The sequence below is a fragment of the Amycolatopsis sp. DG1A-15b genome (genome assembly GCF_030285645.1).
Taxonomy (GTDB): domain Bacteria; phylum Actinomycetota; class Actinomycetes; order Mycobacteriales; family Pseudonocardiaceae; genus Amycolatopsis.
Window position 1 is genome coordinate 3,727,264 of sequence record NZ_CP127296.1, and the last position, 18,682, is coordinate 3,745,945.

12 protein-coding genes and 2 pseudogenes are annotated in these 18,682 nt (G+C 73.1%); 6 read left to right on the plus strand and 8 right to left on the minus strand.

Going from position 1 to position 18,682, the window contains the following annotated elements; translation table 11 throughout:
* Positions 1–28 precede the first annotated feature (28 nt).
* Positions 29–1,471, minus strand: coding sequence for an FAD-binding oxidoreductase (locus QRY02_RS16870; protein WP_285992476.1), 1,443 nt, complete (start codon positions 1,469–1,471; stop codon positions 29–31).
* Between the two features lie 140 nt (positions 1,472–1,611).
* Between QRY02_RS16870 and QRY02_RS16875 the strand changes: the two genes are divergently transcribed.
* Entirely contained in the window at positions 1,612–3,720 is a 2,109-nt protein-coding gene (locus tag QRY02_RS16875; RefSeq protein ID WP_285992477.1) for an elongation factor G-like protein EF-G2, read from the plus strand.
* A gap of 8 nt (positions 3,721–3,728) precedes the next feature.
* Here the strand turns inward: QRY02_RS16875 and QRY02_RS16880 are convergent.
* A pseudogene (locus QRY02_RS16880) lies at positions 3,729–4,630 on the minus strand (IS5 family transposase).
* Between the two features lie 389 nt (positions 4,631–5,019).
* On the opposite strand from QRY02_RS16880, the gene QRY02_RS16885 reads away from it, so the two are divergent.
* From QRY02_RS16885 to QRY02_RS16895, 3 genes are all read left to right on the plus strand, one after another.
* Entirely contained in the window at positions 5,020–7,131 is a 2,112-nt protein-coding gene (locus QRY02_RS16885) for a PQQ-dependent sugar dehydrogenase (RefSeq protein WP_285992478.1), read from the plus strand.
* Between the two features lie 61 nt (positions 7,132–7,192).
* A complete protein-coding gene (locus QRY02_RS16890; RefSeq protein WP_285992479.1) occupies positions 7,193–8,200 on the plus strand; it encodes an SMP-30/gluconolactonase/LRE family protein in 1,008 nt (335 codons plus the stop codon).
* 101 nt (positions 8,201–8,301) lie between these two features.
* Positions 8,302–9,189, plus strand: coding sequence for a hypothetical protein (locus QRY02_RS16895; protein WP_285992480.1), 888 nt, complete (start codon positions 8,302–8,304; stop codon positions 9,187–9,189).
* Positions 9,190–9,199: 10 nt separating this feature from the next.
* Here the strand turns inward: QRY02_RS16895 and QRY02_RS16900 are convergent, their stop codons facing one another.
* The 3 genes from QRY02_RS16900 to QRY02_RS16910 are packed head-to-tail and all read right to left on the minus strand — an operon-like array spanning position 9,200 to position 12,815.
* The gene (locus tag QRY02_RS16900; RefSeq protein ID WP_285992481.1) at positions 9,200–11,290 is read right to left on the minus strand and encodes a xanthine dehydrogenase family protein molybdopterin-binding subunit; all 2,091 of its coding nucleotides are present in this window, start codon (positions 11,288–11,290) and stop codon (positions 9,200–9,202) included.
* Positions 11,287–12,294 (minus strand): FAD binding domain-containing protein, encoded by a 1,008-nt coding sequence (locus QRY02_RS16905; protein WP_285992482.1) that lies wholly within the window; start codon positions 12,292–12,294, stop codon positions 11,287–11,289. The genes QRY02_RS16900 and QRY02_RS16905 overlap by 4 nt, the downstream gene beginning before the upstream one ends.
* Positions 12,291–12,815: a (2Fe-2S)-binding protein gene (locus QRY02_RS16910; RefSeq protein ID WP_285992483.1), complete on the minus strand. Its 525-nt coding sequence runs from the start codon at positions 12,813–12,815 to the stop codon at positions 12,291–12,293. Before QRY02_RS16910 ends, QRY02_RS16905 begins: the two co-directional genes overlap by 4 nt.
* A gap of 420 nt (positions 12,816–13,235) precedes the next feature.
* Here QRY02_RS16910 and QRY02_RS16915 point away from each other — a divergent pair, with 420 nt between their 5' ends.
* The gene (locus QRY02_RS16915; RefSeq protein WP_285992484.1) at positions 13,236–14,465 is read left to right on the plus strand and encodes an AI-2E family transporter; all 1,230 of its coding nucleotides are present in this window, start codon (positions 13,236–13,238) and stop codon (positions 14,463–14,465) included.
* Between the two features lie 86 nt (positions 14,466–14,551).
* Here QRY02_RS16915 and QRY02_RS16920 read toward each other — a convergent pair.
* From QRY02_RS16920 to QRY02_RS16930, 3 genes and pseudogenes are all read right to left on the minus strand, one after another.
* Positions 14,552–14,689: pseudogene (locus QRY02_RS16920) on the minus strand (helix-turn-helix transcriptional regulator); the annotation flags it as partial.
* A 54-nt stretch (positions 14,690–14,743) separates the two neighbouring features.
* The gene (locus QRY02_RS16925; protein ID WP_285992486.1) at positions 14,744–17,302 is read right to left on the minus strand and encodes a winged helix-turn-helix domain-containing protein; all 2,559 of its coding nucleotides are present in this window, start codon (positions 17,300–17,302) and stop codon (positions 14,744–14,746) included.
* Positions 17,303–17,403: 101 nt separating this feature from the next.
* A complete protein-coding gene (locus QRY02_RS16930; RefSeq protein WP_285992487.1) occupies positions 17,404–17,865 on the minus strand; it encodes a DUF7144 family membrane protein in 462 nt (153 codons plus the stop codon).
* Between the two features lie 203 nt (positions 17,866–18,068).
* Between QRY02_RS16930 and QRY02_RS16935 the strand changes: the two genes are divergently transcribed.
* The gene (locus QRY02_RS16935; RefSeq protein ID WP_285992488.1) at positions 18,069–18,575 is read left to right on the plus strand and encodes a DUF1269 domain-containing protein; all 507 of its coding nucleotides are present in this window, start codon (positions 18,069–18,071) and stop codon (positions 18,573–18,575) included.
* Positions 18,576–18,682: the final 107 nt, after the last annotated feature.

The following is an 18,682-nucleotide window of genomic DNA, read 5'->3' on the forward strand; positions in this document are numbered from 1 at the left end:
GCCTCCTGCCGGCGGGATCCGGCGCAGTCTAAGACCCTCCCTTGTGGACGATCGGCCGGGGCTCGGAAAGCCCTTGCGGGAAAGCGAAAAGCCCGTGCGGGTCGTACTTCCGGGCGACCGCGCGCAACCGCGGCAGGTTCACCCCGTAGTACGCCCGGGCCCAGTCCGGCATGTCCGGGTCGAGGTAGTTGACGTACCCGGTGGTGCCGAACTCGGGCCCCAGCCCGTCGCGGACCGCGGCCAGCGCCCGCCGGGCTTCGGCTTCGCCGCCGTCCTCGGGCGTGGCGCCGTGCAGGAACTGGAAGCTCGCCAGGGCGGACCGGTGGGGGAAGGCCGTCTCGCGCGCGCCGACGCGCGCGATCGCGCCGCCCGCGGAGTCGATGAGCGTGCCGACGCGGGGCGCCCGGGTCAGGACCTCGACGACCGCGGCCGGATCGGTGACCGGCCGCAGCAGCATCCGCGAAGTCCCGACGTACGCCGCCCGCGCCGCGACCGCGCCGGGCCGGGCCTCGTGGTCGTCGAACGACCGCATCGCGCCGAGGTGGTCGGTCACCCGCGCCTCCCGTCCGGCGGGCGGGGTGCCGACACGGCGGACGAGGTCGTCGAGCAGCTCCTTCAGCCGGGCTTCGGGGCCGAGGAACGTCCCGCTGGTGACGGCGGTCGCCGCGTCGATGTTGACCCCCGACCACAGCTCGTCCGGCATCCCCGGCAGCCACTCCTGCCAGGCGGCCAGCAGCGTGGCCTGCGTGCCCGGCGGAAAGGTGATCTTGTAGGTGACGACGTCGGCGATGGGGACGGTCCGGAAGGTGAAGCCGGTGACGATGCCGAAGTTGCCGCCACCCCCGCCGCGCAGCGCCCAGAACAGGTCCGGCTCCGCCGCCCGCGACACCGTGCGCACGTGGCCGTCGGCGGTGACGATCCGCGCCGCCTCCAGGTGATCGCACGTCAGTCCGTGCTTCCGGTCGACCAGGCCGACGCCGCCGCCGAGGGCGAGCCCGGCGATGCCGACGGTTTCGCACGAGCCGGCCGGCAGGACCCGGCCGTGCGCGGCCAGTGCCGTGGCGATCGGCCCCAGCCGGGCGCCGGCGCCGATGTGCGCGCGGCCGTCCGGGCGCACGTCGATGCCGGAAAACCGGCTCAGGTCCACCACGATCCCGCCGTCCACAGTGGAATAGCCGGGATAGCTGTGCCCGCCGCTGCGGGCGGCGACCGGCAGCCGGTGCCGGGCGGCGAACCCGGCCGCGGCCTGGACGTCCTCGACGCGTGCCGCGCCGACGACCGCGACCGGCATCCGGTCGTCGTACATCGTGAAGAAACCCTGCTTCGCCTCCGGGTAACCCGGGTCACCGGGCCGGAACAGCGGCCCCGAAAGCCGCTTCCGGAGCCGCTCCCAGTCGTCCGGCGGGGGCCACCCCGCCAGCCCCGCCACGGGTACCGCCCCGGAAATCCGCAAAAAAGCCCGCCTGTCCAAGATCGCTGCCCTCCCCCTCGCACCACGCCTCCCCCAGGGGCATTCGGCTGGTCCCGAGGGCCTTGCCTTGCCGTGACCAGGGTAGCGGGTGTGTGATCGAGGACACATCCCGTACACCAGCCGTTCGCCGAGGAGTCGTCATGGCAGACAAACAAGCCAAGAACGCCGACACCGGGGCCGCCGTCGCTGTGGACGACCCCGCCAAGGTCCGCAACGTCGTGCTCGTCGGCCCGGCCGGTTCCGGGAAGACCACCCTCGCCGAAGCCCTGCTCGCCGCCTCCGGCACGGTGCCGCGGGCGGGCTCGGTGGTCGACGGCACGACGGTGTGCGACCACGACCCGGCGGCGGTCCGCCAGCAGCGCTCGGTCGGCCTCTCGGTCGCGCCGGTGCTGCACCAGGGCCACAAGATCAACCTGATCGACACGCCCGGGTACGCGGACTTCGTCGGGGAGCTGCGGGCCGGGCTGCGGGCGGCCGACGCGGCGTTGTTCGTCGTCTCCGCCGCCGAAGGCGTCGACGCGGCGACGGTCGCGGTGTGGGAGGAGTGCGCCGCGGTCGGGATGCCGCGCGCGGTCGTCGTCTCCCGGCTCGACCACCACCGGGCCGACGCGACGGCCGAGATCGCCGCCTGCCAGGCCGCGTTCGGCGCCGGGGTGCTGCCGCTGTACCTGCCCGCGGGCGACGGCCTGGTCGGGCTGATCACCCAGCGGTACTTCGACTACTCCGGCGGGCACCCGCCGACGGTCGGCGAGCCCGCCGCGGCCGATCTGGAGCGGATGGCCGAGGCCCGCAACGAGCTGATCGAAGGGATCATCGCCGAGAGCGAGGACGAGTCCCTGATGGACCGCTACCTCGCCGGCGAGGAGATCGCGGAGACCACCCTCATCGCCGACCTGGAGACCGCGGTCGCGCGGGGGTCCTTCCACCCGGTCATCCCGGTGTGCGCGACCAGCGGCGTCGGCCTGGCCGAGGTGCTCGACGGCATCGTCCGCGCGTTCCCCTCCCCGCTGGAGCACCGGCCCCCCGACGTGACCACGCCGGACGGCGGCGAGCACGCCGCGATCACCGCGGACCCCGCGGGACCCCTCGCCGCGGAGGTCGTCCGGACGGCCGTGGACTCCTACGTCGGCCGGGTGTCACTCGTCCGGGTGTTCTCCGGGACGCTGCGCCCCGAACGCCCGGTGCACGTGTCCGGGCACGGCCTCGCCGAACGCGGCCACGAGGACCACGACGCCGACGAGCGCGTCGCACACCTGTATTCGCCGCTCGGCTCGGCCCTGCGGGAAGTGCCCTACTGCGTCGCCGGCGACCTCTGCGCGCTGACGAAGGTCGGCTCGGCGGAGACCGGCGACACCGTCTCCTCCCCCGACGACCCGCTGCTGATGGAGCCGTGGGCGATGCCGGAACCGCTGCTGCCGGTGGCGGTCGTCGCGAAGACCCGCAGCGACGAAGACACGCTGGCGCGCAACCTTTCCCGCCTCGTCGCCGGCGACCCGACGCTGCGGCTGGACCGCAACGCCGAGACCGGCCAGCTGGTGCTGTGGTGCATGGGCGAGGCCCACGCCGACGTCGTGCTCTCGCGGCTGCGCGCGGGCGGCGCGGACGTCGACACCGAGCCGGTGAAGATCAGCCTGCGCTCGACGTTCGCCAAGCCGGCCAAGGGACACGGGCGGCACGTGAAGCAGTCCGGCGGGCACGGCCAGTTCGCCGTCTGCGACATCGAGGTCGAGCCGCTGCCGCGCGGCGGCGGCTTCCAGTTCGTGGACAAGGTCGTCGGCGGCTCGGTGCCGCACCAGTTCATCCCGAGCGTGGAGAAGGGCGTGCGCGCCCAGCTGCAGCGCGGCCTGGCGGACGGCCACCCGGTGGTCGACGTCAAGGTGACCCTGGTCGACGGCAAGGCGCACAGCGTGGATTCCTCGGACGCGGCGTTCCAGACCGCGGGCGCGCTGGCCCTGCGGGAGGCGGCGGCGAACGGGCACCTCACGATGCTGGAGCCCCTGGAAGAGGTGGCCATCCGGCTGCCGGACGAGCACCTGGGCACGGTGCTGGGCGATCTGTCGTCCCGGCGTGGCCGGGTGCTGGGCACCGAAGCGGGCGAAGGCGGCCGGACGGTGATCCGGGCGGAGGTCCCGGCGACGGAACTGATCCGCTACCTGATCGACCTGCGCTCGATGACCTCGGGCACGGCCACGTTCACCCGCCGCCACGCGCGGTTCGAGCCGATGCCGGAGGGAATGGCGGTCCACTAGAGCCTGTTTCAATGTCGTAGCCACTCGTTGATCGCCGCGATGTGCACGGTCGCCTCGTAGCGAACCGCGAGTTTGTCGAACCGTGTGGCGACGCCTCGGTTGCGTTTGAGCCGGTTGATGCCGCACTCCACCGCGTGCCGTTGCTTGTAGATCTCTGGGTCGAATACCGGTGGCCGCCCGCCGGCCCGGCCGCGGTTGCGGCGATGCCGGACCTGATCAGAAGGCTGGGGAATCGTGCACGCGATCCCGCGCCGCCGCAGATAGGCCCGGTTGGCGCGGGAACTGTAGGCCTTGTCCGCCAGGACACGATCCGGCCGGGTCCGGGCTCGCCCACCACCAATCCGGGCGACCCGGACCCTGGCCAGCACCGCCTCGAACTGCGGTGAATCACCACGTTGACCAGCGGTCACCAGCAACGACAATGGTTTCTGGCCTTGCTCGGTGGCCAGGTGCAGCTTGGTCGTCCAGCCTCCCCGCGACCGCCCAGCGCGTGGTCGGCCGGTTCGGGCTCGCCGATACCGCCCGGCGGTTCTTTCTGCAGGTCGCCCTCGATGCGGGCGCCTGCGGCATGCTGGTGCGCCCGGTTGATCGTGGAATCCACGCTCACCTCCCAGGTGATCAGCCCGGCGGCGTCGGCCCGAGTCTGCAACGCCGCCAAGATCAGCGCCCACACACCAGCGCGCTGCCAGCACCGGAACAAGCCATAGACGGTTTGCCAGCAGCCATACACAGGTGGGACGTCACGCCACGGCGAACCGACACGAACCCGCCAGCGGATGCCGTCCAAAAGCTGGCGTTTACTCCACAGTGGCGGGCGGCCGGGCTTCTTGCCGACGGGCAGCAGCGGTTCCAGGATCGCCCACTGCGCGTCGGTCAGATCGGCTCGCCCCGTCGCCGCTAGGCTGGGCACGAGGTCTCCGGTGTTCTTGATCAGCTTGGTCGTTGATCGGTCTACCGGAGACCTCGTCTATTCGGCCCAAGACACGCCGCACCCACAACGCCAGCCAGAAGCTGCGCTGGTCAGCACATCGAAACAGGCTCTAGCGCATCGGCGAGGTGATCGACGGTGAAAGCGGGTGCCGGCCGGCGAACAGGGGTGTTCGCCGGCCGGCACCGGCACAGCCGGGGGAACCCGTCCGTACGGCTGCCGCTGAACCGCCCACAGCCGCCGTGACTGTTGTTGGATACCCGCTCACCGGTCTTGTCGACGGCCAAGAGTTTACGCTACGGTTACCTGGGAGCGCTCCCAGTCCGCGGGCTCAATGCCTGCTGCCTCGCATTCCGTGAGAGAGGAACACCATGCGAGATACCGCGGGAAGGAAGCGCACGGTCCCCCGCTCGGGCCTCCGGGCGGTCTGCACAGTGGTACTGGTGGGCGTCGGTGTCGTGCTTCCGGCACCTGTCGCGTCGGCCGCCACCGTGGACACCGACGCCTCGTACGTTTTGGTCAACCGCAACAGCGGCAAGGCCCTGGACGTCTCCGGAAGCGCCACTTCCGAGGGCGCCGGGATCACCCAGCGCACCCGGGACGACCGCCCTTCGCAGCAGTGGCAGTTCGTCGACTCCGGCGGCGGCCGGTACCGCATCAAATCCCGGCAGAGCGCCATGGTCCTGGGTTTTCCCTCCACCGCCGACCGGGCCGGCCTGGTGCAGGGCACCGACGCCGGCCGCGCCGGTCAGCAGTTCCGGCTGGCCGACTCCGCCGGCGGGGACGTGCGCCTGCTCAACCGGGCCAGCGGCAAGGCCGTGGACGTGCTGGGCTCCTCCACCGCCGACGGGGCGCGGGTCGTCCAGCTGCCCGACTCCGGCGGCACCAGCCAGCGGTGGCAGCTGGTCAAGCTGAACGCCGACACCACGCCACCGACCGCGCCGGCCAACCCCCGCACCGCGAACCTGACGTGCACCGGCGTGACGTTCTCGTGGTCGGCGTCCTCCGATGACGTCGGCGTGGCCTTCTACGACGTCTACCACGACGGGCAGCTCATGACCTCGGTGCCGGGCACGGCGCTGTCGGCCGAACTGACCGTCGTACCGGGGGCCACCTGGGGCCTGTACGTCAACGCCCGCGACGCCGCGGGCAACGTCTCGCAGGCCAGCCCCACGGTTCCCCTCAGCGTGCCGCAGTGCCAGGCCGACACCGAACCGCCCACCACCCCCACCGGCGTGACGGCGACCGCCTCGGGCACCACGGTCACCGTGCGCTGGACGCCGGCCACCGACAACGTCGGCGTCACGGGCTACGAGGTACTTCGCGACGGCACCGTGGCCGGCTCGGCCGGCGGCGCGGCCACGACTTCGTTCACCGACAGCGGCCTGGCCGCGAACACCCGCTACCAGTACCAGGTGCGGGCGCGCGACGCGCAGGCCAACCGCTCGGCTCCGAGCGCACCGGTGGCGGTCACCACCGGCGCCTCCTGCGCCACGGCGCTGTGCTCGGTCACCAGGGTCACCACCGAAACCGACCTGCCATGGGGGCTGACCACCCTGCCCGACGGACAGGTGCTCTACAGCCGCCGCGACACCTTCGAGATCGTCCGCCTCGACCCCGCCACCGGCACGAAGACCGTCGTCGGACGGATGCCGAACGTGGCGGGAACCGACGGTGAGGGCGGGGTCCTCGGCCTCGCCGTGGCCGCCGACTTCGCGAGCGACCCGTGGCTGTACGTCATGCACACCAGCTCGACCGACAACCGGGTGGTGCGCATCCGCTACACCGGCGGCGTGCTCACCGGCACCCCGCAGGTGCTGCTCACCGGCATCCCGCGCAACAAGTACCACAACGGCGGCCGGCTGCGCTTCGGGCCCGACGGCAAGCTCTACATCTCGACCGGTGACGGCCAGAACGGCGACTGGGCCCAGGACCTCACCATCCTCGCCGGCAAGGTCCTGCGCATCAACCGCGACGGCACCGTGCCCTCGGACAACCCCTTCGGCAGCCCGGTGTGGAGCTACGGCCACCGCAACCCGCAAGGCCTGGCCTTCGACTCGCAGGGCCGGCTCTGGGAACAGGAGTTCGGCAACTCCGTCATGGACGAGACCAACCTGATCGTCCGCGGCGGCAACTACGGCTGGCCCCGCTGCGAGGGCACCACGGGCAGCTGCGGCGAACCCGGCTTCATCGCGCCCAAGCACACCTACCCCGTCGCCGAGGGTTCGTGCAGCGGCATCGCCGTGGTCCGCACCGGCCTCTACATCGCCTGCGAGCGCGGAACGCGGCTGTACCGGGCCGAAATCTCCGGTGACAGCCTGACCGACGTCCAGCAGTACCTCAACGGCACGTACGGGCGGCTGCGCACCGTGGAGCCGTCCGCCGACGGCGGCCTGTGGCTGACCACCAGCAACTACGGCGACAAGGACAGCATCCCGAACAACAGCAACGAAAGCATCCTCAAGGTCGAGCTCGGACGGTGAACTGCGGCCGCGGGCCGGGACAACCGGCCCGCGGCCGTCCCCGCACGGAAGGAGAGCCGTCATGGCTCAGCGCAGGACATCAGGCAACCGTCACCTGTGGACGGTGACGGCGGCGGCGATCGCCATCGCGGGGGTGGTGGCGCCCCCGGCGTCCGGCACCACCACCGCCGCACCGTGCACCCCGGGCGCGACCTACGGTCCGCCGTTGCCGGGCCCGGCGGTGGCGGCCCAGCTCGTCCGGGGCGGGTTCAACTTCCTCGAAGGGCCGACCTGGGACCGGCGGACGGGCACCCTGCTGCTGTCGAACATGCAGAACCCCACCGGACCCCAGGGCGTGCAGCCGTCGTCGATGCTCCGGTACACGCCGCCGGCCACCTTCGAGACGTTCATCGCCGGCTCCGGCAGCAACGGCCTCGCGATCACCGCCGACGGCACGCGGGTGCTCGCCGCCACCCACGACAACCGCACCGTTTCCGCCTACAGCCTGGCCGACCGCAGCCGCACGACCGTCGCGGCCGGCTACCTCGGCCGCGCGTTCAACTCGCCGAACGACCTGACCACCGGCCAGGACGGCACCACCTACTTCACCGACCCGAACTACCAGCGCGGCAACCGCCCCGACGAGCAAGGCGGCCGCACCGGCGTCTTCCGCGTCCGCGACGGCGTGGTCGGCCTCGTCGACGACACGCTGCCGCAGCCGAACGGCATCGTCCTGTCCCCCGACGGCAAGACGCTGTACGTGGGGGCCACCGGGGCCAACGCGATCATGAAGTACACCGTCTTCCCCGACGGCACCACGGGCAACCGCACGACGTTCGCGAGCATGCGGACGCCCGACGGCGCGACCATCGACTGCGCGGGCAACCTGTACTGGGCCTCCTACGACGAAGGGCTCGTCCACGTCTTCTCCCCGTCGGGCACCCAGCTCGGCACCATCTCCGCCGGCCGCAACACCACGAACGCGGCGTTCGGCGGACCGGACGGACGGACCCTGTACCTCACGTCCGGCGTCACCGGCGGGTTCGGCCTCTACCAGACGCGCCTCAACGTGCCCGGCAACCCCTACTGACCGAGGGGCACCACCTCCGGACGATCTCGAGCGCAACTGCAACAGATCGCGCGCCGGGCGGCATCTTGAGAGGTGTGCACCTGAGGCGAGGAGACCGTGTGATGACCGATCTCGAGGAGTTGCGCCGCGCGCTGCGCGCTCGAGAGTCCCTCGCGCCGGATCCCGGTGACGTGCTCACCGTCGCGACCCGCCGGATCCGGCGGCGGCGGACGGTGAGCGTCGCCGCGGTGACCCTCACCGTGGCCGCCCTCGGTGCGGGCACCTTCGCCTTGCTCGATCGGGGCACCCCGGTCGAGCAAGGCTCACCGGTCACGCCCGCGAGTTCCTTGTCCACCCGGCCGGCCGGGCCACCGGCCGGCCCGGGGGTCCCCCCGCCCGCGCCGGCGGTGAGCCTCCAGGACAGTTCCTGGCAGCTGGCGATGTGGGCCGTCCAGCCGCAGTTCGCCAGTCTGCACTACGGCCAGGACCACAAGTACGCGTTCGAGATCGAAGTCCGGGAAAGCGCCGCACCCAAGAACGCGCTGGCCGCGAAGCCCTCGGCCGCGGGCCAGATCGCCCAGCCGCAGTCGGTCATGTGGCGGGACGGACCGGGCCGATGGATCTGGGCGAGGACCACCAAACCGGTGACGGCCGCGGAAATGCTGGCCCTGCTGGGGAAGATCGGGACCACGCCGCCGTCGATCGCGTCGCCGCTGAAGTCGGTGCACGTTCCCGACGGGCACAAGGTCGTCACGTTCACCAGCGAGCCGCAGGCCAACACCCTCGTCCTCTGCCCGGACGCCGTCGCGGCGAGGGCCCCGCTCGACAGCCGGTGCTTCTCGATGTTCGTTTCACCGAGCAGCCGCGCCGCGGACAGCGTTTCTCCCGGGGACCCGCTCCCCCTGCACCAGCACCGGACGCTCGGGGCCTACACCATCGAACTCGACAGCTCGCCCGCCGGCGAGCAGGCCGCACTGGAACTGCTGAATTCGGTGCAGCTGAACCGGTGAGCGCTCCCGGTCAGGGCAGTGCGGACAGCAGGGCGTCGAGGGTGATCGGCAGTTTCCGCACCCGCGCCCCGGTCGCGTGGTGAACCGCGTTCGCGACCGCCGCGGCGGTGCCGACGATGCCGATCTCGCCGATGCCCTTCGTACCCATGGGGTTCACGTGCGGATCGTGCTCGTCGAGCCAGTCCGCGCGCAGGTCGCCCACGTCGGCGTTGGTGGCGATGTGGTACTCGGCCAGATCGTGGTTGACCACGTGCCCGGTGCCGGGATCCATGACGCTGTCCTCGAACAACGCCATCGACAGCCCCATCGTCATCCCGCCGAGGAACTGGGAACGCGCGGTCACCGGATTGACGATCCGGCCGGCCGCGAACGTGCCGTACAGCCGCGGGACGCGGATCTCGCCGGTGTCGGCGTCGACCCGCACCTCGGCGAACTGCGCGCCGAACGCGTACATCGAGTACTGCTCCTCGGCCGGGTTCTCCGGGGTGTCGGCCGTCGCCTCCGCGCCTTCGGCCGGGTCGGTGCCGAACTTGTCGCGGAAGGCCCGCGCCGCCGCGACCACCGCCGTTCCCCACGAAGCGGTGCCGGAGGAGCCGCCGGCGACGGTGGCGTTCGGGTAGCCCGTGTCGCCGATCCGGGCCTCGACGTCCGCCGCGGGCACGCCGAGCGCGTCGGCCGCGATCTGCGGCAGGATCGTCCAAGCCCCCGTCCCGAGGTCGGCGGCGCCGATCTCCACGACGTACCGGCCGGCTTCGAACCGGATCAGCGCCGTGGACCCGGGCGACCGCTGCGCCGGGTACACCGACGCGGCGACTCCGGTCCCGGTCAGCCACCGGCCGTCCCGGCGGGCACCGGGCCGCGGATCCCGGTCCGCCCAGCCGAAGCGCTCGGCGCCGGTGCGCAGGCAGGCGACGAGGTTCCGGCTGGAGAAGGGCCGCCCGTTCTCCGGGTCGCGCTCGGGCTCGTTGCGCACCCGCAGGTCGATCGGGTCGATGCCGAGCCGCACGGCGAGTTCGTCCATCGCGACCTCCGGGCCGAACATCCCGGGGCACTCCCCCGGCGCCCGCATCCACGACGGCACCGGCACGTCCAGCGCGGCGAGCCGGTGGCTGGTGGCCCGGTTCGGGACCGCGTACATCATCCGCGCGGGCACCGCGGTCTGCTCGGCGAACTCCTTGATCCGCGAGGTCTGCTCGACGACGTCGACCCGCAGCGCGCGCAGGCGCCCGTCGCGGTCCGCGCCGAGCCGGACGCGCTGGATCGTCGGCGTCCGGTAGCCGGCCAGTGCGAACATCTGCTGCCGGGTCAGCGCGAGCTTGACCGAGCGGCCCGGCACCGCGCGGGCGGCCAGTGCCGCGAGCACGACGTTCGCGTGCGGCGTGCCCTTCGACCCGAAGCCGCCGCCGACGTAGGGGCAGCGGACCCGGACCTTCTCCTCGGGCAGCCCGAACACGCCGGCGAGGGTGGACCGGACGGTGTGGACGCCCTGGGTGGAGTCCCACAGGGTGAGCACCCCGTCGTCCCACAACGCGGTCGTCGCGTGCGGCTCCAGCGGGTTGTTGTGCTGCATCGCCGTCGTGTACGTCTCCTCGATGGTCACCTCCGCGCGGGCGAGTCCGGCGTCGGCGTCACCTTGGGCGGTGTCGGTCGGGAAGTCCGGGTTGACCGAGTCCGGCGCGTACAGGTCGTCGCGATCGGCGCTGAGCTCGACGTCGTGCGGCTCGGCGTCGTACTCGACCGTCACCAGCTCCGCGGCGTGGCGGGCGATCTCCGGGGTCTCGGCCAGCACCAGCGCGACCACGTGGCCGCGGAACGGCACGCCGCGGTCCTGCAGCACGGCGAGCTCGGCGTCGTCGGTGCCGGCCAGCCGCTCGGCGGTGAACGGCGTGATCACCTTCACGACACCCTCGACCGCTTCGGCCGGCACGGCGGCGATCCGGCGGCAGCGACCGCGGCCGATCGTGGCCTGCACCGGGTGGCAGTACAGCGGGCGGTCCGCCGGGGCCTCGAAGGCGTACGGCGCGGTCCCGGTGACCTTGGCCGGGCCGTCACGGCGGGTGGCCGCGGTCCCGATGGCGTGGGGTTCGAGCAGCTCGGTCATCGGTTCGGCTCCTCGGTCGTCAGGTCGCGCAAGACCGCGGCCAGGGTGCGGCGGGCGAGCGGGATCTTGAAGGCGTTCCCGCCGTCGACGCCCTCGAGCGCGCGGGCGCCGGCCAGCTCGGCGTCCGCGGCGGCCCGGAACACGTCCTCGCCCGGCCGGGCGCCACGCAGCACGGCTTCGGCTTCGGTGGCCCGCCAAGGTTTGTGGGCCACCCCGCCGAACGCGACGCGGACGTCGTCGATCCGGCCATCCACTGTGGACACCGCGGCGGCGACCGAGACGAGCGCGAACGCGAACGACGCCCGGTCCCGGACCTTGCGGTAGGCCGACCGCGGCGACCACGGCACGGCGGGCAGCGTGAAGCCGGTGATCAGCTCGCCGTGCGCGAGCACGGTGTCGCGTTCGGGGGTGTCGCCGGGCAGCCGGTGCAGGTCTCCGAAGGCGATTCCACGCTCACCTTCGGGACCGGTGACGTGCACCCGGGCGTCCAGGACCGCCAGCGCGACCGCCATGTCCGACGGGTGGGTGGCCACGCACGCTCCGGACGCGCCGAGGATCGCGTGCTGGCGCGTGGCCCCGCCGATGGCCGAGCACCCCGAACCGGGAGCCCGCTTGTTGCACGGCGTCGTCACGTCCTGGAAGTACAGGCACCGGGTGCGCTGCAACGGGTTCCCGCCCGCGGTGGCCATGTTGCGCAGCTGGGCCGACGCACCGGACAGCAGCGCTTCGGCCAGCACCGGGTAGCGTTCGCGGACCACGGCGTGCGCCGCCAGGTCGCTGTTGCGGACACCGGCCCCGAAGAACAGGCCGCCGTCGGCGACCTCGCGGATCTCCGCCGGAGTGACGGCGGTGACGTCGACGACCCGGTCCGGCCGGGCCACCCCCAGCTTGAGGTGGTCGACGAGGTTCGTGCCCCCGCCCAGGAACACCGCGTCCGGCTCCCCGGCCACGGCCCGCACCGCCTCGGCCACGGTGGCGGGCTTGGCGAAGGCGAAGGTCTTCATCGCGACTCCCGGACGGCGGCGACGATCCCGGCGTAGGCCCCGCAGCGGCAGAGGTTGCCGCTCATCCGTTCGGCGATCTCCTCGTCGGACCACCGGGGGGCGTCGCTGACCGGCGAGGTGACGTGGCTCGGGGCGCCGTCGGCGAACTCGGCCAGCAGCCCGGCCGCCGAGCAGATCTGCCCCGGCGTGCAGTACCCGCACTGGAAGGCGTCGTTGTCGAGGAAGGCCTGCTGGATCGGGTGCAGTCCGCCACCGGCGGCCAGCCCGGCGGCCGTGGTGACTTCCGCGCCGTCGCAGGTCACCGCCAGGGTCAGGCAGGCCAGCACGCGGCGGCCGCCGAGCAGCACCGTGCAGGCCCCGCACTGGCCGTGGTCACAGCCCTTCTTCGGGCTCGTCACGCCCAGCTGGTCGCGGAGCAGGTCGAGCAGGGTGCGCCGCGGGTCCACCGCCGGCCGGTGCTCGGTGCCGTCGATCCGTACCCCGATCGTGTGGTCCGTGCCAGCGTCTTCGGTCGTCGCCATGGGGGCGCCCCCTCTCCGGGTGATCGTTTTGGCGTACCCGCTCGGGCGGCCCCGAAACCGGCGGCGAGCAGTCCTCGCCGGCGACCGGCGGCCCCGGTGCCGATGCCGATGGCCGGCGATCTCGTCATCCGCCGTTTGGCGGACCCCCGAACCGGCTATCCGGCGTATGCCTCTCCCGGGGCAGTTCCGGGGAGGCGGCGTCCCTGCCGGTCAAGCAGCGGCCGGCAGGGACGGCCGCCGCCCGGACGCGCCACCGGCCCGGGCGGCAGCCGCGTCCCGCGGCGCGGCGCTCGAGGTTTCGAGGTCGGCGCCGGGTTCGCAGTGAGAACCGGCCGCGATCTCCTCCGCGCCGGGTGACGGCCGGTCCGTTCGGAGCGGGCACCGTGGGCTCCGCCGCCGTCTGTCTCCGGAGGGACCCCCATGGTGCGAGCAACGTTCACCGATTTCCCGGCCCACCGGTTCCGCAGGCCCCGGCGGCGCCGGACCGCGGCCGGTGACCGGCGGGCGCACCGCTCCGCCCGGCACCCCTTCCGGGGACTCGCCGACCGGTTCGGCGGCGGCGCGCACCCGCCGCCGGTCCCGTGGCCGCCCGAAAGCGACCTCGGGACCGGTGGCACTTCCCTGCCCCGTGCGCTCGTGGTGCTGCTGGGCGCCGCCGCCGGGGTGGTCGTGCTGGCCGGGGTCCAGGCCGTCGCCTGGCTCGCCGGCCCGGTCTTCCTCGCCCTCGTCGTCGTCATCACCCTCGATCCGGTGCGGACGTGGCTGCGGGACAAGGGTCTGCCGCGCTGGCTGACCGTCGCCGTCCTGGTCGTCACCGTCTACACGGCCTTGCTCGCTTTCTTCCTGGTCGTCGTGGTGTCCGTCGCGCAGCTGTCGGCCCTGCTCCCCGGCTACACCGGCCGGGTCGACGAGCTGCTGCACGACGGGCTGACCGTGCTCGGCCGGTTCGGCGTCGGCGAACCGGAGCTGCGCACCATGCTGTCGTCGGTCGACGCCGGGAAACTGGTCGGCCTGGCCGGTTCCCTGCTGGCCGGGGTCGGCGGCCTGGTGACGAACCTGGCCTTCTTGTTCGCCCTCCTGCTGTTCCTGAGCGCCGAAACGACGTGGGCGGGGCAGCGCCTCGGCCGGATCGGGCGCGAGCGGCCGTGGATCTCCGCGTCGTTGCGGGGTTTCGTCACGGGCACCCGCCGGTACCTGCTCGTGACGACCGTGTTCGGCGGCCTCGTGGCGGCGCTCGACACCACCGCGCTGGCCCTGCTTTCCGTCCCGGGTGCCGTGCTGTGGGGGCTGCTCGCCTTCGTCACCAACTACATCCCCAACGTGGGCTTCGTGATCGGCGTCGCCCCGCCCGCGGTCATCGCGCTGCTCGACGGCGGCTGGAGCAGCCTGCTCGTGGTGCTGGTCGTGTACGCCGGGCTGAACTTCGTGGTGCAGTCGCTGATCCAGCCCCGGTTCGTCGCCGGCTCGGTCGGTCTGTCCACTTTGGTCACGGTGCTGGCGCTGGTGTTCTGGACCTGGCTGCTGGGCCCGCTCGGCGCGGTCCTCGCCGTGCCGGCCACACTGCTCGCCAAGGCGCTGCTGGTGGACGTCGACCCGCGGGCCCGCTGGGCCGACGCGCTGCTGTCGGCACCTCGCCGCGACGAAGGGTGACGGGCGTCAGGTCACGCCGCGCCGGCGGGCGGCCTTGTTCCGACAACCGCTGAGCCCGCCGCACCTCGCCGCAACAAAATGAATCCTCAGGTCAACCCATGCTGCCGCGCGACCACGACCGCGGAACGCCGGTTGTTCACACCCAGCTTCCCGTAGATCGCCCGCACGTGGGTCTTCACCATGTCGACCGAAACCGCCAGATCGGAAGCGATCCCATCCAACGACCAGCTGAACCAACGCACCGCCCACCGCACCCCGCCGCAACAAAGAATGAGACCTCAGGTCAACCCATGCTGCCGCGCGACCACGACCGCGGAACGCCGGTTGTTCACACCCAGCTTCCCGTAGATCGCCCGCACGTGGGTCTTCACCGTGTTGACCGAAACCGTGAGGTCGGAAGCGATCTCGTCCAGCGAACGCTGGGACGGCAGCCGCTGCAGGACCACCTGCTCGCGGTCGGTCAGGTCGCTGGGCGGGGCGTGCGGGACCAGCCGGCCGCGGACCGCCTGCGCGAACCGGTCCAGCGAGCCGAATCCGCCGGAGTGGTCGATCAGCAGGTTCCCGACCTGCGGCTCGGCGAGGCCGAACGGCCGCACCAGGCCGTTCGGCCGGGCGAGGGCGAGTGCGCGGTCGAGGGCGTCCAGGGCCTTGGTCCGCCGGTGTGAGCGCAGCGCGAGCGCCGTCTCGGCCAGGCACCGGTCGACCGGGGTGGCCGGCAGCAACGGGGGCGCCGAGGCGGTGTCCCGCAGGACCGCTTCGGCCGCGTCGGTTTCGTCGGCGGCGAGGTGGCCGCGGACCCGCAGGAGGGCCAGCTCGCCGGTGCCGGGCAGCCGCTCGTGCACCCAGGCGAGCACCTCGGCCGCGTGCAGTCCTTCGCCGAGGGTGAGCGCCGCGTGGTATTCCGCCACCGCGCACACCCCGACGACCTCACGGGGCAGGTCGAGGTCGGCGAGCCGGTGCCGCGCCGCCCGCATGACCTGCGAGCTCGCCACCCGGTCGCCGTCGTCGAAGCGCACCATGCCTTCGAAGAACTCGCGCAGCGGCCGCAACAGCGGTACGCCCTCGGGCACTTCCGTCGTCGCCGCCTGGGCCAGTTCCCGGCCCGCGGCGACCGGCTCGGCGCGCATCAGGTCGTCGTAGGCCAGCAGCAGGTGGCACTCGGCCACTCCCGGGGACCGGCGCCAGCCGTGCCGGCGCGCGACGGCGAGGGCGCCGGTGCAGGCCCGCCGCATCGCCGGGTGGTCCCCGCCCACGGCGGTGGCGACGGCGACCGCGAGCCTGCTGTGCAGCACCAGGTGGTCGAGCCGCTCGCCTTGGGCCAGCCGCAGTGCTTCCTGCGCCTGGGTGACGGCGTGCCGGCGCGCACCCCGGTACACCGACCGCCACGCGCGGTCGAGGTTCGCCCACGCGACGATTTCCGGCCGGCGCGCCGGCGGCAGTTCGGCTTCCGGCGGCCGCCGTCCCGTCACCCAGGCGAGGTGCCAGGCGGCGAGCGGCCACAGGTCTTCGTCGGCGGCCCCTTCCCCCAGGTCGGCCGTCGCTTCGGCGAGCCGGCCGCGTTGGACGTTCTCCAGCGCGGACGCCAGCCGCAGGGGCGGGTGCCCGGCGACCGTCGCGGCGCCCAGGTGGGTGAGCGCGATCCGCACCGGATCCCCGTCGCCGGCCAGCACCTGGCGCACGGCCTGATTCCGCGCCAGCGCCAGGACTTGCTCCCGGTCGCGGCCCGCCACGGCGTGCCGGAGCGCCTCCCCGAACCGTCCTTCGCGGGCGTACCAGCGCGCGGCGATCCCGTGCAGCCGCGGGACCCGGTCCGGGTCCCGCCGGGCCAGCTCCGCACGCAGGAAGACGCGCAGCAACGGCGGGAGCCGGTAGGTCTCGGCCGGTGTTCGCGCGACGAGACCCATCCCGCGCTCGAGTTCGTCCAGCCTGGCCCCGGCATCCGGCCGGCCCGACAGGCGGACCGCGAGCGCCGGGCCGGCCGCGTCGCAGACGCTGAGGCACAGCAGGAGATCCGACGTGGCCGCGGGCAGGCGCGAGAACACCTCGTCGGCGAGGAACCGGGCGACGGCACGGTCGTCGCCGGTGACGGAAGCGGCGAGCGCGTCCGCGTTGTCCGCGTTCCGCACGGAAACCGCGGCCCAGCCGAGGGCCGCGGCCCAGCCCGCGGTGCGTTCGGTGAGCTCGCGGACGCGGTCGTCACCCACCGTGGCCCCGGTGGCCCGCAACAGGTTCGCGGTTTCCTTCGCGGTGAACCGGAGTTCGGCCGCCTCCACCCGGGACAGGGCCCCTTCGACGTGCAGGCGGGCCAGCCGCAGCCGTGGCTCGACGCGGGTGGCCAGCACCAGCCGCAGCCCGGGTGGCAGGTGCCGCGCGAGGGTCGCGAGCGCCTCCAGCGGTTCCGGGTGCGACAGCTCCTGCAGGTCGTCCAGGACCAGTCGCACCGGGTGGTCCAGACCGGCGACCGCGTCGTCGAGGTCGGCCAGGAACGCGCGCCGCCGCCCGGGCGGTGGCGGGCCGAGCCGGTGCAGGGCTCCGCCCGCGGGCACGCCGGGACACCGGCGCAACGCGCCGAGGATCGCCGCCCACAACCGGGACTCGTCGTTGTCGCCGGAGTCCAGGGACACCCAGGCGACCGCGCGGCCGTCGCCGGCCCAGCCGGCCAGCGCCGTGGTCTTGCCCGCCCCGGCCGGCGCCCGGATCACCGTGACCGGCCGGGTGGTGGCGCGGTCGAGCAGCACCTCCAGCCGGGCACGGGGGACGAAGATGCCCGGCAGCCGCGGCACCGCGACCTTGCCACCCGGAACCGGCCGGAACGGGGTCGTCACTGGATCGGGCACGTCAACCTCTCGGCTGTCGGGAGACTTCGCCCCGGTTCCGCGGTCGACGCCGGGCGGAGGGCACGACTGTACTGATCACCGGCGGGCGACCGGGGAAGGGGTCACCAGATTTCGTAGGTGGATTGGTCGCCGTGCACGATGACGGCCCAGATCACCAGGACGTCGAGGGCGATCACGATGGCGCCCCAGAACGGGTACGCGGACAGGAAAGCCAGCTGCGCCAGCGCGTTGAACCCGGCGAGAGCGACCGTGACGACCCGCGCCCATTGCGCGCCGGTGGACAACGCGAGCCCCGTCACCACCACGAGGAGGCCGACGATCAGGTGGAGCCAGCCCCAGCCGGCCAGGGAGAACACGAGCAGGCCGGACGGGCCGACGACGTAGTAGTCCCGGTCGAACAACGCCACCAGGCCTTCCACCACGTTGAACAGTCCGACCAGGACGGTGATCGCCGAGGCGAACCAGATCCAGCCGACCCGCCGTGACCGCGCGACAGCCCGGTCCGGTGGGAGGGGTGCCCGGGCGCCGGTCGTTCCGGTCCGGGGTGGCATGGGTTCGGTCATGATCCCTCTTCCTCGTTCGTCGACGAGCTGCGGACCCGGGCGATCATGGTCGGTCGCCGGTCCGCCGGGCCTCGCCCGCCCCAGGTGAGATCAGGTCGCCCGGTCGTGGCGGGCGCGCGGCTCACACGGCGTGGGCGATGCCCCGTCCCGGTGTCCGGGGAACAGTGCGGCACGACCACCGAATCCGGACCGAGGAGGAAGTCATGTCCACGTTGACCGTGTGGCGGTTCCCGACCGTCGAAGGTGCCGAAAACGCACTGGATCTGCTCCGGCAGCTGCAAAAGCAGCAGCTGATCTCCATCGCCGATGCGGCTTGCGTGAGCTGGCCCGAAGGACGGAAGAAGCCGAAGACCAAGGATCTCGGTTCACTGACCGGTGCCGGCGCGCTGGGCGGGGGCTTCTGGGGCCTGCTGTTCGGCCTGATCTTCCTCGTCCCGCTGCTGGGCATGGCCGTCGGCGCGGCGATCGGGGCGCTGACCGGGTCGCTGAGTCACGTCGGGATCGACGAGGAGTTCATCGGCACCGTCCGGGACCGGGTCACCCCGGGAACGTCCGCGTTGTTCGTGATGTCCGAGGACACCGTGCTGGACCGGGTCGTCGAGCCGTTCAAGGAAACCGGCGCCTCGCTGCTGAGCACCAACCTGTCCGACGAAGAAGAAGCCCGGCTGCGCGACGCCTTCGACGAGGCCCCGCAGCGGGCGCCGCGGTAGCGCCCGGGAATTCCCGCCGGCGGGACCGCGGCGGCGCCCCCGAGCGTCGCCGCGGCCCCGGAGGAGGTTCCGCCCGCCCGGGGGCACTCCCCCGAGAGCGCCGCGGG